Origin of the sequence: Rhodococcus cercidiphylli (assembly GCF_033042225.1) — a bacterium.
Lineage (GTDB): Bacteria > Actinomycetota > Actinomycetes > Mycobacteriales > Mycobacteriaceae > Rhodococcoides.
Genome location: NZ_JAWLKE010000004.1, coordinates 300,605 through 316,582, shown reverse-complemented (window position 1 = coordinate 316,582; position 15,978 = coordinate 300,605). Strand labels below are relative to the sequence as shown.

At 66.2% G+C, this 15,978-nt stretch carries 18 protein-coding genes; 6 read left to right on the top strand and 12 right to left on the bottom strand.

Translation table 11 applies throughout. From position 1 onward, the window contains the following. Window positions 1-37 precede the first annotated feature (37 nt). Both R3P95_RS12030 and R3P95_RS12025 read left to right on the top strand, forming a co-directional pair. Entirely contained in the window at window positions 38-1,570 is a 1,533-nt protein-coding gene (locus tag R3P95_RS12030) for a C40 family peptidase (RefSeq protein WP_300524658.1), read from the top strand. Between the two features lie 21 nt (window positions 1,571-1,591). Next, window positions 1,592-2,383: an acyl-[acyl-carrier-protein] thioesterase gene (locus tag R3P95_RS12025; protein ID WP_394855411.1), complete on the top strand. Its 792-nt coding sequence runs from the start codon at window positions 1,592-1,594 to the stop codon at window positions 2,381-2,383. On the opposite strand, the gene R3P95_RS12020 is transcribed toward R3P95_RS12025, so the two are convergent. The 7 genes from R3P95_RS12020 to R3P95_RS11990 form a co-directional block, all read right to left on the bottom strand. Next, on the bottom strand, window positions 2,287-3,741 hold the full coding sequence (locus tag R3P95_RS12020) for an AMP-binding protein (protein WP_317548469.1): 1,455 nt from the start codon (window positions 3,739-3,741) through the stop codon (window positions 2,287-2,289). The two genes, R3P95_RS12025 and R3P95_RS12020, sit on opposite strands and share 97 nt — an antisense overlap. Next, on the bottom strand, window positions 3,722-4,348 hold the full coding sequence (locus R3P95_RS12015; protein ID WP_300524662.1) for an energy-coupling factor transporter transmembrane component T family protein: 627 nt from the start codon (window positions 4,346-4,348) through the stop codon (window positions 3,722-3,724). The genes R3P95_RS12020 and R3P95_RS12015 overlap by 20 nt, the downstream gene beginning before the upstream one ends. Beyond that, on the bottom strand, window positions 4,345-5,025 hold the full coding sequence (locus tag R3P95_RS12010) for an energy-coupling factor ABC transporter ATP-binding protein (protein WP_300524665.1): 681 nt from the start codon (window positions 5,023-5,025) through the stop codon (window positions 4,345-4,347). The genes R3P95_RS12015 and R3P95_RS12010 overlap by 4 nt, the downstream gene beginning before the upstream one ends. Before the next feature lie 10 nt (window positions 5,026-5,035). Further along, entirely contained in the window at window positions 5,036-6,187 is a 1,152-nt protein-coding gene (locus R3P95_RS12005) for a thiolase family protein (RefSeq protein WP_317548468.1), read from the bottom strand. Continuing rightward, a complete protein-coding gene (locus R3P95_RS12000) occupies window positions 6,184-7,311 on the bottom strand; it encodes an AMP-binding protein (protein WP_317548466.1) in 1,128 nt (375 codons plus the stop codon). The genes R3P95_RS12005 and R3P95_RS12000 overlap by 4 nt, the downstream gene beginning before the upstream one ends. Next, a complete protein-coding gene (locus R3P95_RS11995; protein ID WP_149407593.1) occupies window positions 7,308-7,838 on the bottom strand; it encodes a biotin transporter BioY in 531 nt (176 codons plus the stop codon). The genes R3P95_RS12000 and R3P95_RS11995 overlap by 4 nt, the downstream gene beginning before the upstream one ends. 172 nt (window positions 7,839-8,010) lie before the next feature. Beyond that, window positions 8,011-10,194 (bottom strand): HNH endonuclease signature motif containing protein, encoded by a 2,184-nt coding sequence (locus R3P95_RS11990; protein WP_317548465.1) that lies wholly within the window; start codon window positions 10,192-10,194, stop codon window positions 8,011-8,013. Between the two features lie 74 nt (window positions 10,195-10,268). Between R3P95_RS11990 and R3P95_RS11985 the strand changes: the two genes are divergently transcribed. Next, complete coding sequence (locus R3P95_RS11985) at window positions 10,269-10,778, top strand: GNAT family N-acetyltransferase (RefSeq protein WP_317548464.1); 510 nt, start codon at window positions 10,269-10,271, stop codon at window positions 10,776-10,778. Here the strand turns inward: R3P95_RS11985 and R3P95_RS11980 are convergent. The 3 genes from R3P95_RS11980 to R3P95_RS11970 form a co-directional block, all read right to left on the bottom strand. After that, window positions 10,768-11,715 carry a CPBP family intramembrane glutamic endopeptidase gene (locus R3P95_RS11980; protein WP_269595351.1) on the bottom strand — a complete coding sequence of 316 codons (948 nt, stop codon included), beginning with the start codon at window positions 11,713-11,715 and terminating at the stop codon, window positions 10,768-10,770. The two genes, R3P95_RS11985 and R3P95_RS11980, sit on opposite strands and share 11 nt — an antisense overlap. Window positions 11,716-11,820: 105 nt before the next feature. Further along, complete coding sequence (locus R3P95_RS11975) at window positions 11,821-12,072, bottom strand: hypothetical protein (RefSeq protein WP_317548463.1); 252 nt, start codon at window positions 12,070-12,072, stop codon at window positions 11,821-11,823. A 34-nt stretch (window positions 12,073-12,106) separates the two neighbouring features. After that, the gene (locus R3P95_RS11970; protein WP_317548461.1) at window positions 12,107-12,748 is read right to left on the bottom strand and encodes a GAP family protein; all 642 of its coding nucleotides are present in this window, start codon (window positions 12,746-12,748) and stop codon (window positions 12,107-12,109) included. A gap of 66 nt (window positions 12,749-12,814) precedes the next feature. On the opposite strand from R3P95_RS11970, the gene R3P95_RS11965 reads away from it, so the two are divergent. Continuing rightward, entirely contained in the window at window positions 12,815-13,420 is a 606-nt protein-coding gene (locus tag R3P95_RS11965; protein WP_300522358.1) for a TetR/AcrR family transcriptional regulator, read from the top strand. On the opposite strand, the gene R3P95_RS11960 is transcribed toward R3P95_RS11965, so the two are convergent. Continuing rightward, on the bottom strand, window positions 13,399-14,592 hold the full coding sequence (locus tag R3P95_RS11960; RefSeq protein WP_300522361.1) for an MFS transporter: 1,194 nt from the start codon (window positions 14,590-14,592) through the stop codon (window positions 13,399-13,401). The two genes, R3P95_RS11965 and R3P95_RS11960, sit on opposite strands and share 22 nt — an antisense overlap. A gap of 62 nt (window positions 14,593-14,654) precedes the next feature. On the opposite strand from R3P95_RS11960, the gene R3P95_RS11955 reads away from it, so the two are divergent. After that, window positions 14,655-15,197, top strand: coding sequence for a GtrA family protein (locus R3P95_RS11955; RefSeq protein ID WP_094668723.1), 543 nt, complete (start codon window positions 14,655-14,657; stop codon window positions 15,195-15,197). Next, a complete protein-coding gene (locus R3P95_RS11950; RefSeq protein WP_300522366.1) occupies window positions 15,184-15,708 on the top strand; it encodes a SixA phosphatase family protein in 525 nt (174 codons plus the stop codon). Before R3P95_RS11955 ends, R3P95_RS11950 begins: the two co-directional genes overlap by 14 nt. On the opposite strand, the gene R3P95_RS11945 is transcribed toward R3P95_RS11950, so the two are convergent. Continuing rightward, window positions 15,709-15,909 (bottom strand): hypothetical protein, encoded by a 201-nt coding sequence (locus R3P95_RS11945; protein WP_068053408.1) that lies wholly within the window; start codon window positions 15,907-15,909, stop codon window positions 15,709-15,711. Window positions 15,910-15,978 lie beyond the last annotated feature (69 nt).

The window sequence follows — 15,978 nt, the reverse complement described above, 5'->3', positions numbered from 1 at the left end:
GCTCGGGGAAGATCGTTCGAGTAGCAGGAGTCGATACATGGCAGGCGATCCATTCGCAGTCATCGTTGCCGTCATCGTGTCCGCCGCCGGTGTAGTCGCCGGAACCGACGCCCCGGCTCCGATTCCCGATCAGGCGGTGCAGGACCAGGCGGCAGACATTGCCGCCAACGCCGAAGATCAGGCGAAGACGATGAGCGATCAGTGGACCGAACTACTGGGCACCATGCCCGAACCGGCCGCCGACATCGCCGACCGCACTCTCTCCGACGCCGCCGAGGGCCTGCACACCGCCGCCGAACCGATGCTCCCCGATCTGCCGACGGTGGAAGACATCGAAGCAGTGGACACAGAAGCAGCAGATACCGCTGATCCGGCCAGTGCCACCGATCCAGCTGCGGCAGCGACAGATGTTGTTGCCGCCGCTCCTGCCGCTCTCGCTGCGGCGGTACCCAGCGCGCCACTGCCGTTCAGTGTGTTCTCCTCGGGCGCTGGGTCGTCGAATGCGGTGTCCACCACCGCAGCCGCGCTCGGTGCCGGTGCCGTTCAATTCGCCGGCCGTACGTACACCGCCGCCGATATCGCCACCCAGACCGCGTTCATGGCGTCGGCCGAGGCCATCAGGCGTGCGCTGTTTCCCGGTCAACCCGCCACGTTCACCGGCATCAACGTGGGCGCGATCGGCTTGGGTGCCGTGGGAGCGATCACCGCCTTCGTGCCGTGGCTGCAGAAGGCGGGCAACATCTGCGGCGGCGTCAAAGCGACCACGATCGCGGCACTGTATGCCGCCGAGAACGGTTTTCGGCACGGCCCCACTGCTCCGGTCTCGAGCACCGGCGCGCAGGGGCCAGGGCAGTTCATGCCAGGAACCTGGGCGACCTACGGCAAGGACTACGACGGCAACGGTGTCACCGACGTCAACAGCATCGGTGATTCGGTGATGGCGTCGGGCACACTGCTGTGCGATATCTACGGGCAGGTCGACGGATGGAAGCGCGAGGGCAAGGTATCCGGTGACACCTTGGATCTGACCCTGGCCGGATACAACGCCGGCGCGGGAGCGGTGCTGCGATCGGGCGGTATGCCCTCTGGCACATTCGATTACGAGACGCAGACCAAGCCGTACGTCTCTCGCATCCGGGCGACCGAAACGCAGTTCGCCGCCATCCTGACCCCGTTCGCCGGACTCGACCTCACCGGAATCGGCGGCCGATCGGTGCAGTTGGCGATGGACTATCTAGGACTTCCGTACGTGTGGGGCGGCGGCAACATCAACGGACCGTCCGGCGGCGGATTCGACTGCTCGGGTCTGACGTCGTATGCCCTCTACAAGGCCTCGGGCGGAAAGGTGACGCTGCCCCGAACCTCGGAAACTCAGTGGAACGTGGGCACCGAGATCCCGATGGAACTGGCGCAACCGGGCGATCTGCTGTTCGGTAACTTCGGGCCGGCCGGGCCGGGCCACGTGGCGATCTACATGGGCAACGGCCAGATGGTCCACGCACCCCAACGCGGCGACGTGGTGCGCGTGGCACCGGTGTTCGACGGTATGCGCGCCCGTCACATCGTGTAGGTGCGCGCGTACAGTGCGGACGTGACCAATGCACGTGTGGAACCGGCAGGATTCGACGACGAACTGGCACCGGAGCCGCCGCCCGGTGAGGGTTTCGAGACCGACTGGCCGGTGCGAACCGGCGACATCGATCCGAACAACCGACTACGGTTCGACGGCGTTGCCCGCTACCTGCAGGACATCGGTACCGACAACCTCGACGCTACTCCCCTGGGCAAGACGGATCCCATGTGGATCGTGCGGCGCACCGTCATCGACGTCTTCGAGCCGATCCATTTCCCGGACCGAGTACACATGCGGCGTTGGTGTTCGTCGATGTCGACGCGGTGGTCGAACATGCGCGTGGCACTGACGACACCGAAGGGTGGGCGCATAGAGACCGAGGGCTTCTGGATCAACATCAGCAAGGACACCGGAATGCCGACCCGCATCAGCGACGGCGCCCTGGAAATGCTCGCGCGAACCACCGATCAACACCGGTTGCGATGGAAGGCATGGCTGACCGAGCCGGTGCCGGCCGAATCGCCCACGGATGTACAGTTCCCCTTGCGCGCAACCGATATCGATCCGTTCGACCACCTCAACAATGCTGTCTACTGGCACGCGATCGAGGAGTTGCTGGTCGACGTGCCCGAGCTGGCCGCGTCGCCGCACCGCGCCGTCATCGAATACCTGAGCCCGGTACTGGCGGGTGAACGCGTCACTCTGCGCCACCGCTACGAGGGCGGCGCGTTGACCGTCTGGTTCGTCGTCACCGGAGCATCCGGCGAGCCCACGGTCCGCACCGTGGCCAAGGTTGCCGCCAGAGCCTGACGGTCGAGCTTGCCGCGCGGCGTACGCGGAAGAGCGTCCACGACGGCGATCAGCACGGGCAGGCTGGGGCCCGGAAGCACGGTGCGCAGGTGGCGGCGAATCCGAGCTACGGATATCGAACCGGTCTGCGCCACAACAACTCCGGCAGCAGGTTCCTCACCGGTTCTGTCGTTGGGCAACCCGACCACCCCGGCCTCGAGCACACCGGGAACTGCGAGCAGGGCCGCCTCGATCGGGGTCAACTCCACCGTGAGCCCGGCCCGGACGATCGTCTCGCTGCCACGGCCGTGCAAGGTCAGTCGACCCTCTTCGACACTGCCGCGATCGCCGACGGTCATCCACCCGTCGACCGGCCCGTTCGTCAGGGTCGTGAGGCCTCCCACTCGGCTCAGGTAGCCGTCGAACAGCATGTCACTGCGGACGTGGAGCAGATCGTCCCTGATCTCGACCTCGACCCCGTCGAACAGCTGACCGCGGACCTCCGCGCCGTTGCTTTCGCTTCGGTCGTAGGAAACGAAACTGAGCTCGGACGCCCCGTAGAAATGTGTCAGCGCCGCGTTCGGAAGTACCGCCGCCAGAGCGGCCCTCCCCGGCTCCGCCCATCGCGCCGCGGACGAGAGCACCTCACGGACACTGTTCGATCGCACTCCTGAGCGAGCGATGTCCCAGGCGATGGTCGGGACCGAATACAGATGTGTCGCAGCATCTTCGAGAGCTGCCGTGGGCCCTCGTAGGTCGACCGTCGCCCCGCGGGTGAGCCCGTGCAGTGCGCCGTAGAGAAAGTGCGTGTGATCGAGAGTGCCCGGTGCGGACACCCGATCTCCCGGCCCCAGATCGAACAAGGCATCGGAGCGATCCAGCGTCGCCGCCCACGACGCCTGATTGCGCACGAACAACTTGGGCGGACCGGTGGTTCCCGAGGTGACGCCGACGAGCAACTCGGAATCCGGTGTGGGGGTGGGCGCGGCGGTTGTCTTGGCAGCCATGTCCTCGGGTGCGAACACGTCCACTGCACCCCAACCATGCACTCTCGCGTGCTGACGCGGGTGCGCGGCAATCAGCGGGGGCTCGCACACCGCCACGACATCGGCGAATTCCTGAGCCAACAGATGCCGATGCAGCAGAACGACACTCACCCCGGCATGCATCGCCGCGACGACGACCACCAACGACCCGATGTCCGACGTCGGCAGAACCGCGATGCGACGCATCCCTGCCACTGCGGTCGCCGTGCGTGTCACCCGGTCCCAGAATTCGCGGTAGGTGATCTCCCCGGTCGCGTCGACCACGGCTGCCTCGGAGCGGTCGAAATGCCGCGCTATCCGGGCGGCGAGGAGTTCACTCGTGGTCATCGTCATCGACACCATCGTCATCTACACCGCGCGCGACGAGGGCGTCTCCCATGGCGTCGGCGGTGCGGAGGGCCCGCACCAGGACCGGCGTTGCCAGTGCCGTCATCGACCACTGCAGTCCGCGTGCCTTACGGGCCTGCGACACCTCTTGGACGATGGACGCGAGTAGAGGGATGCATCGGATGGCCAGGGCCAGCAGCAGCCCGATGCGATCCGGGTCGACGCCGAAGCGGCGGACGGGGCCGAGCGCTCGGGTGACGGTATCGAGCATGTCGGTCACCCGGGTGGTGAGGGTGACGAGAGCTGCCAGAGCTACGGAGATCACCAGCACCCCACACACCACGACGGCGCGCTGCCAGGTGGTGATGATCACCTGGAACACGCCGATGATCAGCAGCATCCACAGCACCGGACGCAGTTGCGCCAGTGCGACTTTCGCTGGAATGCGAGCCACCGCGAACAATGCCGCGACCAGCACCGCTACCGCTGCGACCTCGAGCGGAGTGCGCGCGAAGATCACCGTCCCCAGGATCGCGAAGATCAGCGCCAGCAGCTTCGATCCCGGGCTCATCCGGTGCAGCAGCGAGGTACCGGGCCGGTAGAGACCGATCATCCGATCAGCTCCCGATAGGCCGGGACCGCGGCGGCGGGGGTGCCGTCGAACGCGATGCGGCCGTCGTCGATGACGATGACGCGCTCGAAGCTGTCCAGCAGTGCCAGTTGGTGAGTCACGACGATGACTTGTTGGTCCATCGAATCCAGAGCCTGTGCGACGACGCGTCCGTTCCGCAGATCCAGCAGCGTGGTCGGTTCGTCCGCCACGACCACCTCCGGTCGTCGGATGAGGACGGCACCGATCGCCAGCAGTTGTTTCTGTCCACCGGAGAGCAGGTGCGCCGGATGGTCGCGGTGCTGATCGAGACGGAAGCGGACGAGAATCTCCTCCACCCGCTCGGCCACCTGCTGCTTGTTCAGCCCGGACCTGCGCAGCGAGAACGCGAGATCCTCGGCGACAGTGGGCATCACGATCTGCGAATCGGGATCGGTGAACACGAACCCGACCTTCTTGCGTACCTGCGCGCCCTTCTTGGCGGCGTCGATACCGTCGACCGTGACACGGCCCGTATCGGGTTTGATCAGACCGTTGATCATCCGCGCGAGCGTCGACTTGCCGGAACCGTTCGAGCCGATGATGCCGATCCGGCGCTCGTCGAACTCGAGGTCGATGCTGTGCAGCACCTGCCGTTCCCCGAACGAGTGCGAAATGTTCTCGAACTTGATTGTGCTCATATGACCCTGCTCATGTAGCTCGTTCCACCAGCATCGCTATTCCCTGCCCGCCGCCGATGGCGCAGGCCGCCAGGCCCAGTGCCGGACCCCCGGGTTGCAACATTCGAGAGGCCAACCGTACCAGCAGAATTGCGCCCGATGCTCCCCACGGATGCCCCATCGCGATGGCTCCACCTTCCGGGCAGATGCGGTCCTCGTCGAGGCCCAATTCATCCGAGACCGCGAGCACGACCGACGCGAAAGCCTCGGTGATTTCGACGGTGTCGATGTCGGCGAGGCTCACCCCGGTGCGGGCGAGCAGCTTGTCGATCGCCGGCACCGGACCCAGCCCGGGAAGAGCCGGGTCGGACCCTGCGACCGCGCTGCCGAGGATGCGCAACGCCGGCATCCCGGCCGCCCGCTCGGCGGTGGTGATGGCCAGAACCGCTGCGCCGTCGGATATTCCGCACGAGTTGCCCGCGGTCACCGTGCCGGCTGGGGTGAACGTGCCGGCTGGGGTGAATGCGGGGCGCAGCCTGCCGAGCCGCTGGGCGGTCATGTTGGGGCGGATGCGCTCGTCGGTTGCGACATCGTTCACCGTGACGATCTCGGCCGAGAAGTCGCAAGCCGCCGCGCGCGCGAACGACCGTGCAGCGTAGGCATCTTGGCGTTCGCGCCCGATACCGCGGATTCGCGCGAGGTCGTCCGCTGCCACACCCATGTCCGGGTCCTCGAAGCCGGGCGGAGCGAACGGCGCTCGGGTGTAGCGGACGGGTTCTTCGCCGTCGACCGGTGGCCAGAACCTCCACGGGCTGGTGCTGGCAGATTCGACGCCACCGGCCAGTATCAGCGTCTCGTCGCCGCTGCGGATGCGCGACGCGGCCTGCGCGACGGCGTCGAGCCCGGATCCGCACTGCCGATCGACGGTGACTCCGGGAACTCCGACACCGAGGCCCGCAAGCAGCGACGAGACCCGTGCGACATCACCGCCGGGACCGAGGCAGTTGCCGAGAATCACGTCGTCGATCGGAATATTGAGTGAGGTGATTTCTGCTGCAACAGCTTTCAGCACGGGCGCGGCGAGGTTCGGGGCGGTGACATCGGCGAAGCCGTGCCCGGCGATACCGATTGCCGAACGTTTGGCCGCAACGATGACGGGGATGTTCGAGGCAGACACATTCACAGCAGGGCCCTTCGGGCGATCTTGCCGCTCGCGGTGCGGGGCAACTGCTGCACCACCGTCCAGCGTCGCGGCAGCGCCTCCTTCGCCATGATTGCGCGAGCGTCGGCGCGCACCAGGTCGAGGTCGCGGGTTCCGTCGAGTTCGATGACGGCTGAGACCGTTTCGCCGAGAACCGCGTGCGGTGTACCGATCGCTGCCGCAGCTCGGACGCCGTCGAGCCCGGTCAGGATGCTTTCCACGTCCTCGGCGATCACGGTGGTTCCGCCCACGTTGATCGCTGCATCTCCGCGGCCGTGGACGAGGAGTTCGGAGCCGTTCAGTTCGGCCAGATCACCGACGCCGAACCAATCGCGCGCACCCAGCGCGGCGTACGACGATCGAACGAACAGGTACCCGTCCTCGGTGCGTGCTTCGACATCCCGGAGCAGCCTCAGAGACGATTGTTCGCACACCACCCTCGCCGCTACCAGCGACAACTCCGCCGAGCCGTAGTATTCGACCAGCCTGACATCTTGCGCCGAGATCGTCTGCGCGGCAGCATCATCGAGGCCGGCTCCGGCAGCGACGGCAATCCGGGCATGAGGCATCCGGCAGAGGACGTCACGGAGTACCGCGGGCACCGCGTGGGCAGCAGTGGCCTGCGCGGGATCGTCGGTGACGCACGCCCCCAACCACAGTGCGTGCACCGCGGCGAACAGGTGCATCGTGGCGTGCAGCGGCCCGGTGATGAGCACGGTGTCGGTCGGGCGGATATCGGATATGTCGGTGAACTCGGGGAAGCTGTCTACCCACGACGCGGCCGTGCGAGCGAGCGGTTTCGGCCGGCCGGTGGAGCCTGAGGTTGCCACCAGCAGGAACGCATCGGGATCGATGTGCGCAGGGCGCTCGGGACGGGCGGCCGGATCCTCCACTCGGACCGCACTGCCCTGCCTGGCTGCCGCGAAAACGCAGATCAACGCGTCCGGCAGCTCCAGTGCTGATGCGTCGTGAAATCGAGCGCCGTGCACCGGGAGGTGAGGCCACTGCTCGACGGCTGCGTCGAGTTCGGCGTAGGTGAGTGTGCGACCCGCCCAGGAGATGGCGGTGTCGTTGTCGCGGCCTCGACCTCCCAGCGTGAGAGTCACGCCTTGATCAGGCCCGGGTACGCGCGATGGACACTCTTGGCGACGACGGTGGCGACGACGACCTTCGCGATGTCGCCGGGCAGGAACGGTCCGTTGGACGTGACGGCGGCCCAGAGTCCGACGTCGGTGCGCAGAACGAGTCCGATGATGCCGAATGCGTAGACGATCACGATGCCGCCGACGGCGTTGATCAGCAGGCCGAGCACGATCGAGTACTTGGGAAGAATGCGCGCTGTGAGCAGGCCGATCAGGAACGCGGCCGGTATCCAGCCGACGAGGTAGCCGACGGTGGGCCCGGCCATGGCGGCGAGACCGGTGCGTCCTCCGGCCAGCAGCGGCAGGCCGATCATCGTCAGGGCGAGGAACACCAGGACCGCGGCCGTGCCCTTGCGTGGTCCGAGGATCGCGCCCGACAGGATGATGCCGAGGGTCTGCAGGGTGATGGGGACGCCCGAGAACCCGACCGTGATCGATCCCGGCAGACCGAGCGCGGCGATGAGTGCTGCGAACACTGCGATCTGCGCCATGTCGCGGGCGGAGACGTTCATTCGGCTGACCTTACGGCTCGGCTGGCGGGTACTGCTGTCGACATCTGACACGGTGGCTCCTCGAGGAGTGGGGCGGTGACCTGCCCCAGAAACTTGAACGGCGTTCAAGGTAGCAGGCCAGCGGCCTGTGCCACACCGGCACGGGTGTGGTTCAGAAGGGCGGAGGGTCGTATCGGGTGCGGTCGTATCGGACGCGTGCATGAACGACGCGACAGTGTTCCAGGTAGGACCGTCGCTTCTCCGCCAACTTCTTTCGGTCGATACCCGTTGTCGCAGAACGATAGTCGTCCAGAGTCGGTGGTGCACACCCGCTGTACTCGAGCTCCCAGCGGGTGGGTTCGAGCAGGCTCGCTCCCGGCCTCGACGAAACCCTTCGCCGTCGGCGGGATGCGCGGGGAGTCGCGATCGACAACTCCGGCAACGTGACTCTGCGCAGACCGAGCGAGTTCGACCACAGAATCGCGCCGCCTGCGAGCATCACGGCCGACCACGCCCCCGAGGTCTTGGCCTGATGATGGAACACGCACACCGGCTGAAGATTGGTCACGATCGTCCAGCCGCCCCGCTCGGGATCGTCGTGATCGAACGGAACCAGATGATCGATCTGACACCGGGCCGCCGGCACGTCGCAGTTCGGGAAAGTGCACGTGCGATAGGCAGCCCGAACGAACGCCGCGATGCGGGCACCGGGCCGATACGTCACCGCAGACCGCGACGGAACGGACTCGCCGCCATGACCGTCGGGAAAGATGCCGCAAGCACGCTCGGGCCGGTCGGCAATCCATGCAAGCCACCGTGCGACGAGCCCATCGCGGACAGACTCCTCCCCCAGTAGCGGGACCGCAGGTGGGAGGCAGTGGGCACCCTCGAGACGCACGGACGGAAGCTGGGCGGCACCTCGTACCCGACCCATACCGACTACCCGACGCAACAACGACGGCACCGCCGTAGAGAACGGTCCGAACGAACTCGACTGCGCACCCAGCCCATCGCCGCTGCGGAAGCCGGTTTGGTCAGGGCCGGAGTGCGAGCGACTGCCGGGGCGTTCCGATGCCGGGCCGTCAGGGGTGCCCGTGGTGCCGCCGCTGCCGCCGTTGGGAGAACCGCGGCCGCCCGAACCACCGCCATCGGGGCCAATGTCGTCTGGACCACCGCTATCCGGGCCATCGCCATCCGGGCCGCCCCCGTCAGGACCGCCGTCGTCAGGGCCATCGCCATCCGGGCCGCCGCCGTCAGGACCGCAGTCGTCAGGGCCGCCGTCGTCAGGACCGCCATCGTCAGGGCCGCCTTCGGTGCCACCGTCCAGCCCATCGGTATCAGGGCTGTCACCGCCCCGGCCGTCATCGTTCGATCCGTCGTCGCCCGTGTTTCCCTGTTCCGGCTTCAGCATCTCCACCAACTCGGTCAGCAGCGCCTGCCACTTCGCGTCGGTGGCGACGATGCGCGCCACTTCGGGGTCGATGGGCGTCCCGTCGGGGAGGGTCGCAGGCTCCGAGGACAGTCCCAGCAGCGTCTCCACAGCCACCACGATCTGGAGGAGATGCCCGCGCCGAGGAGGAATATCGTCGACAGCGCCTGCCACCGGGCAGTCGTCGCCGCGATCGCACTGACACGCCAGTGAATGCTCGCCGTGCAGCAACGCCATCAGACCCGCGGCCCGCAGCGTCCCCGTCGATCGTAGGTCGCGTTTACAGACCGTTCCGACGATCTCGGTGATGAGCGCATCCGCCTCTGCCGCTTCGAGATCGGTGATCTTCGCAATGAGCGACGCGATCCCACCCGGACCGGTGCGGTCGATCCGCACGCCGACCTCCTCGGACTTCGCCGTCTCGCGGGCAGCTGCGGCACCGACCGGATCGGCCTTCATCCACAGCCGCCAGATCCGATTACGCAGCGCCTGCGGACGCATCCGGCCACCCGCCGCACACACCTCGTATTCGATCTTCGCGATCGTCTCGTCACTGGCACGATGCAGCACCGAGGTGATCGTCACCACCGTCGACCAGTCGAAGCTGCCGGTGACGAAACGCAAGGCAGTCAACGGCATTCGATGCAGACGCTCCGCGACGTCGTGCACCACGGACGCATCGCGGCGCGTTCCTGTCATCGTCACGGCCAGATCGCACAGGGCACCGCGGACTGTCTCGCCCGGATCTCCACCGGCAGCCTCGGCTGCCTCGAGGCGCATCTCGAGCACGTCGCAGTAGGCGAGCACGGTCGCTGCCCGAGCGAGATTCTCGTTGACACGGTTGAGTGCGATGACGTCGAGAAACCCCGCGATACAGTCATCGACCGGCGGCGTCTCCGCCGCTCCCCACCCCCCGGTATCGAACATGAATTCGATGATACGAGAGGGGTACGACAAGAAAATCCGAGAACAATTCGAGTCGTATCGGTATAACTGCAACGGTGGCCAGCTACACGATCCGCGACATCCGCCCGGGCGACGAGGAACAACTGGGCGCAGCGCACGTGGCGATCTGGAAGGCGACGTACGCGGGAATGATGAACAGCGCCAAGCTCGATGCGATACGCCCTCACGATCGCATCGAACGCTGGGAGCAGATCATCGCCCGCCTCGACGAGCAGTCGAGGCGCGGTGTGCGCACCCGATGCGCCGTCGACACCAGCGATTCACGCATCGTCGGTTTCGCCACCGGCGGCCCACCACGCGACGACAATCCGCCGGCACCGACCGAACTGTGGTCACTGAACGTTGTGCCCGAGCACCACGGCACGGGCGTCGCAACAGAACTAATGACCACCGTGATCGACCGGGAGGCATCCACATATCTGTGGGTGGCAGCGGCCAACCATCGCGCGGTGGCGTTCTACCGCAAGCATCGGTTCGAGCTGGACGGCACCGAGAAGTTCGACCCGCTCTGGGAGTGCCACGAAGCACGGATGGTCAGGGCTTGACCGGCGGTTCTCGTCTGGACTCGTCGGGATCGAGCTTCTCGGGGTTCAGTACCACCTCGGCCACCATCGGAGTCGTCTCGACGGTCGAATCGCCGTACCGAACGGCCACCGTGTTCGGCAGGAAAGCTTCCAGCGCACGCGGAGTGATCCACCACAGCAGCGCCGAGAACAGGATCAGAATGTTGACCCACTGCAGAACTGTCGCCGCATTCTCGGACGGAATCACGCGATCGAACACCTGGATGTTCATCACCAATCCGTGGATGGCGATCAACACCCACAGTCGTCGGTAGCGGTAGAACACCCAGACCGCCGCGGCACCCCAGCACAGTGCCCACAGAAAACCGCCTCCGCCGAAGTACATGTAGAGGAGGCCCCGCATCGTGCCCGACAACGCCATGATCGCCCAGATCGGGACTCGGCCGACGAGCAGCAGCACCGGCAACGCGACCAGGATCGGCTCCTCCCGTAGACCCACGACGAGAGCGGAAACCACTGCGAGCCAATCGGACTCGACCGAGGCCGGGATCGAGAAGCTGAATCGGACGATGTCCAACCGCGACAACACGAGCAGCGAAGCAGAAGCGGCACCGATCGCGGCACACCACGTGAGCGCAGCCTCGAACGCGGTCCCACTGCGGGCCGGCCACACCGTAGGCAGCTTCCGACGCCGAACGAACCAGACGATGGCGATCGCGACGGCACCCACCAACACCTGCGCCGCGCCGACAGCGAGATCGGCCCACTGATCCCCTATCGACAGAATCGGGGCCGGCGCGTCGGGCTCACGGAAACGCCACAGCGCACCCATCAGACCGACCAAGTAGACGACGACCCAACCGGCCACCAAACCCAGGACGATGACGGCGGTACCGGCAGCGGTCAGACCACGCCGAGGCGAGCGCTCAGCAAGCCCCGCGTCGACACCGGTCGTCACCAGGCCACCACCATTCCGCTCGATACAGCACCGCCGAACAGCTTGTCTATCACGCCCGGGCCGAGAATTCAGTACCGTCCTGGCGATACGAGCCGGCAGAGCCACTCACGGCCGAGGGCCACGCTCGGGTGTGTCGCTCGAATCCGCACCGCCGACGATGTCGTCTCGCAGTTCCGCAAGCAATCCCTTCTTCGGGGTGCCGCGGCGCGATTCCCATGCGTCGACCATCGCGAGTACCACCAGAACACAGCCGATCGGGCCGCCCTGGAACCAGAAGAACCGAAAGTCCCAGAAGAACAGTGCCAGCACAACTCCGACGACAATTACGACGATGCTGCGCGCATTCCTTGCTTTCATCGTTTCCCTTTCATCGATTCGGACCACAATTGGGTCAGACCAGGTTCAGTTCGATTGCCGCATCCGCGGCCAGTAGCGCGCCCACCACGAGCAACACCGTCGCCGACACGTCCCCACTCCAGTGATCCACGCGCCGGAGCAGAGTTGGCGTGAGCGACGAAACATATTCCTGCGCAAACACTCTGGCGATGAGCAGGACGAGAGCGGGTGAGAGCGTCACGAGCACGTACCCCGCGAGCAGTAGCACCGAGAACCCCCACCCCAGGCCGGACTCGACGACCGCATCGATCGCCGCGAAGTAGGGCAGCATCGTCGCCACTTCCACCGCGCCCACAGCGACGGCGAGCAGGACCACACCGCGAACGCTTCTCGGGGGCCGCGCCCACCACGCACTGCTCGGGCCCCGCCGCCGACGCTCACAGACCAGGCCCATGACCAGAACCACAAGACCCACCGCCAATCGAGTCCACGCGTCACCAGGAATCGCGCCGCTCAGGCCATCGGTGGCCGCCCACAAGGCAACACCGACCCCGAAGTAGACCAGCCCCAACACACCCAGATGCAGCAGAACGACACGCACCCGGAACGACGGCCGCAGCATCATCCACAGCGGAACCGCAGGAGTCCCGACGCCGATGCTGTCCACCAGCGCGAGCCCGATCAGCTGAATTAACACAGCTGTACCGTAACAGGTTTACGACACAGTTGTGTCAAAAAAATTCCTGCGTGCTAAAACAGACCGATGCCGAAGATCGTCGACCACGACGCACGCCGGGCGGAGATCGTCGCCGCCGTGTGGCGCGTCATCGAACGAGCAGGAATGGACGGGGCGACGGTACGCAGCGTCGCCGCCGAAGCCGGCGTCTCCCCCGGATCACTTCGGTACTACTTCTCCGACCAAGGAGAACTGGTGCTGTTCGCGGCCGAGGCCATGACGCAACGCGTCGTACATCGGTTGGAGGCGCACCCCACCGACGGGGACGGACCGACGCGAGCGATCCGCGTCCTCGAGGAGATGCTGCCCCTCGACGAGGACCGCCGCGCCGAGGCGTCGGTATGGCTGGAAGCGATCGTGCGTGCCAGATTCGACGAGCGACTTGCAGCCCTCAAGACGGCCGGGTGGTTCGGCAGCCGCTACCTGTGCCGGCTCGCGTGGGCGCACCTGCACGATCTCGACCGCCCGAACTCTCCCGCATTCACATTCGACCGCGCCGCGGACGAACACGCAGCGGCCGAACTGCATACCTACATCGACGGCCTGACGCTGCAGGCGGTGACGTACCCCGAGCAACTCTCGACCGAGGAGGTACGTCGGTTGTTGCGCACTTACCTGGAGCCGCGCTCCTGAGCCGAGTCGACGGGGAATCTGCGGCCGTAGTACCACCCGATCACCGCGACGACGACGCCCGCCGCGGCAATGGCACCCAACACCGATCCGAAGCCCGACGCATCCACGACGCGACCGACGGCCAAGGGCGCCACGAGAAATCCGATCCGAGAGACCAGCGACACGATCGAAATAGCCGCTGCCGAGGACACACCGGGAAGCCGCCCGGCCAGGCTGAAGACGATGGGAAATAGTGGGCTCGCGCCCAGGCCCGCAACCGCGAACGCCCCGATGACCAGGACCGGTAGATCCGCGGTCAGAACCGACAGTCCCAGGATGACGAGAAACGCCACGGCCACCAGTGACGCGCCTCCGCTGAGCACCGTCGACGGGCCGAACCGGTCGACGACCCGGTCTCCGACCAACCGACCGATCAGCATCGCGGCCGAGAACGCAACGAACGCCATACCGGCCGAACCCGGGCCCGCGCCCTCTTCGGTCGTCATGTAGACCGCGCTCCACGACTGCGGAAAGTCCTCCATCAGCCCGGCGAGCAGCACCACGGCCCCCAGCAGGGCCAGTGCTGCGGTCGGGCGCACAAGAACGGGGCCGGATGCTGGGTCCTCGTGATCGTCGAGTGCCACCGATTCCGGACCCACCAGACCCCGTCCGACGGCAGCAAGAACGAGCACCAGCACTACCGCGACAAGACCGAAGTGCGCCGCCACCGGCATCCGGATGCCGGCCGCGGCCGCGCCGGTCACTCCCCCGACGACGGCACCGACGCTCCAGGCGGCATGGAAGCCGCTCAGCAGCGACTTCCCCGCTCGTTCCTCGACAAGGACGCCCTGCGCATTCATCGAAATGTCCATCACCGCATCGGCTCCGCCGAGCAGTACCAGCGCCGCCAGCAGCGTCCACGACGACACTGCGACCGCGGGCAGGACGAAGGCCGCGCACAACAGCAACCCCGAGGCGAGAATGGTCCATCGACTGCCGAACCGTCGGACCGAAGCAGCGGCGACGGGGGCTGCCGCCAGCCCGCCGAGCCCGACACCGGTCAAGGCGAGGCCGAGCGTTGCCACGTCGATCGACAGTGAGTTCTGAATCTCCGGAATGCGGGGAGCCCAGTTCGCGAACACCGCGCCGTTGACGAAGAAGACGACGAGAACGGACAGCCTGGCACCAGTCATATCGATGCGAGCCTATCGTTCGTCGTCTGGCCGGATCCGTTACTCGAGGTAACGTCGATGGGATGCATGTGTCCGACCGCCTCACCGACCGCGTTCCCGAGCGCTGGCTCGAGCCCCTCGTCAAGCACGCCGAGGCCCTCAAGTTCCTCATCGTCGGAGCAATCACCTTCGTCGTCACCGTCGTACTGTTCTTCGGCCTGAAGTGGACGATCCTGCAGGACAAGCCGGTGACAGCGAACGTTCTGGCCGTGCTGATCGCGACGATCGTGTCGTACATCCTCAACCGGGAATGGTCGTTCACAGCGCGAGGCGGGCGACGTCGTCACCACGAGGCAGCGCTGTTCTTCGCCGTCGCCGGAACCGGCCTGGCAATCAACCAGCTACCGCTCTGGGTGTCGAGCTACATGCTGGATCTGCGGTCGCCGAACGTGTCCTTCCTCACCGAAAACATCGCCGACTTCGTCAGCGGCTCCATCATCGGCACGTTGCTGGCAACCGCATTCCGTTGGTGGGCGATGCGCAAGTTCGTCTTCCCGGAACCGGTGAACGTTCTGGCCGATCCCGCCGCCCTGACCGTTTACGGTGGACGGCATGGCGACCACTAGGACCCTCGTGCTCATGCGGCACGGAAAATCCGGCTACCCCGACGGAGTGCCGGATCACGAACGACCCCTGGCGCCGCGCGGCCAACGCGAGGCGGCACTCGCCGGAGCCTGGATCACCGAACACGTCGGCCGCGTCGATGCAGTGCTCTGCTCGACGGCCCTCCGCACCCGCGAAACGCTGGCCGCTACCGGCCTGGGCGACGCTCCCACCCGCTTCGAGCGAGACATCTACGGCGGATCCGCCGACGAGATCATCGACGAGATCCGCCTTGCGGACACGTACTTCGACGACGTGACCGTCTCGACACTGCTGGTCGTCGGACACGAACCCGGAATTCCCTGGACCGCACTCGAATTGGCGGCAGACGACGACACCGACGTGGCCCGCGAGGTTCGTCACCGCTTCCCCACCTCGGCGATCGCCGTGCTCACCACGGAGAAGTCGTGGGCAGAGCTCGCAGCAAGCTCGGCCACGATCACCGAGTTCTGCATCCCGCGCGCCGATCAGTGATCAGCGGTTCCTGAGGTACAGGTAGCCGGCACCGCCTGCTGCGATCAACAGGATCAGCGCTGCGGGAAACCCGAGCAGCCACCACACCAGCGCCAGCACCACCAACGCCGGTGCCGCGGCGATCAACGCTATGCCGGGATTCTCTCGAACCGTCTCCAGCGCGGACTGTGCATGCACTCTGTCGATCTTCTTGCCTGCCATGTCGGACTCCCTGTTTCGTATGTCCTGTATGCGTACTTCCACAGTAGCGCGATCAGCTACGACTTTCGG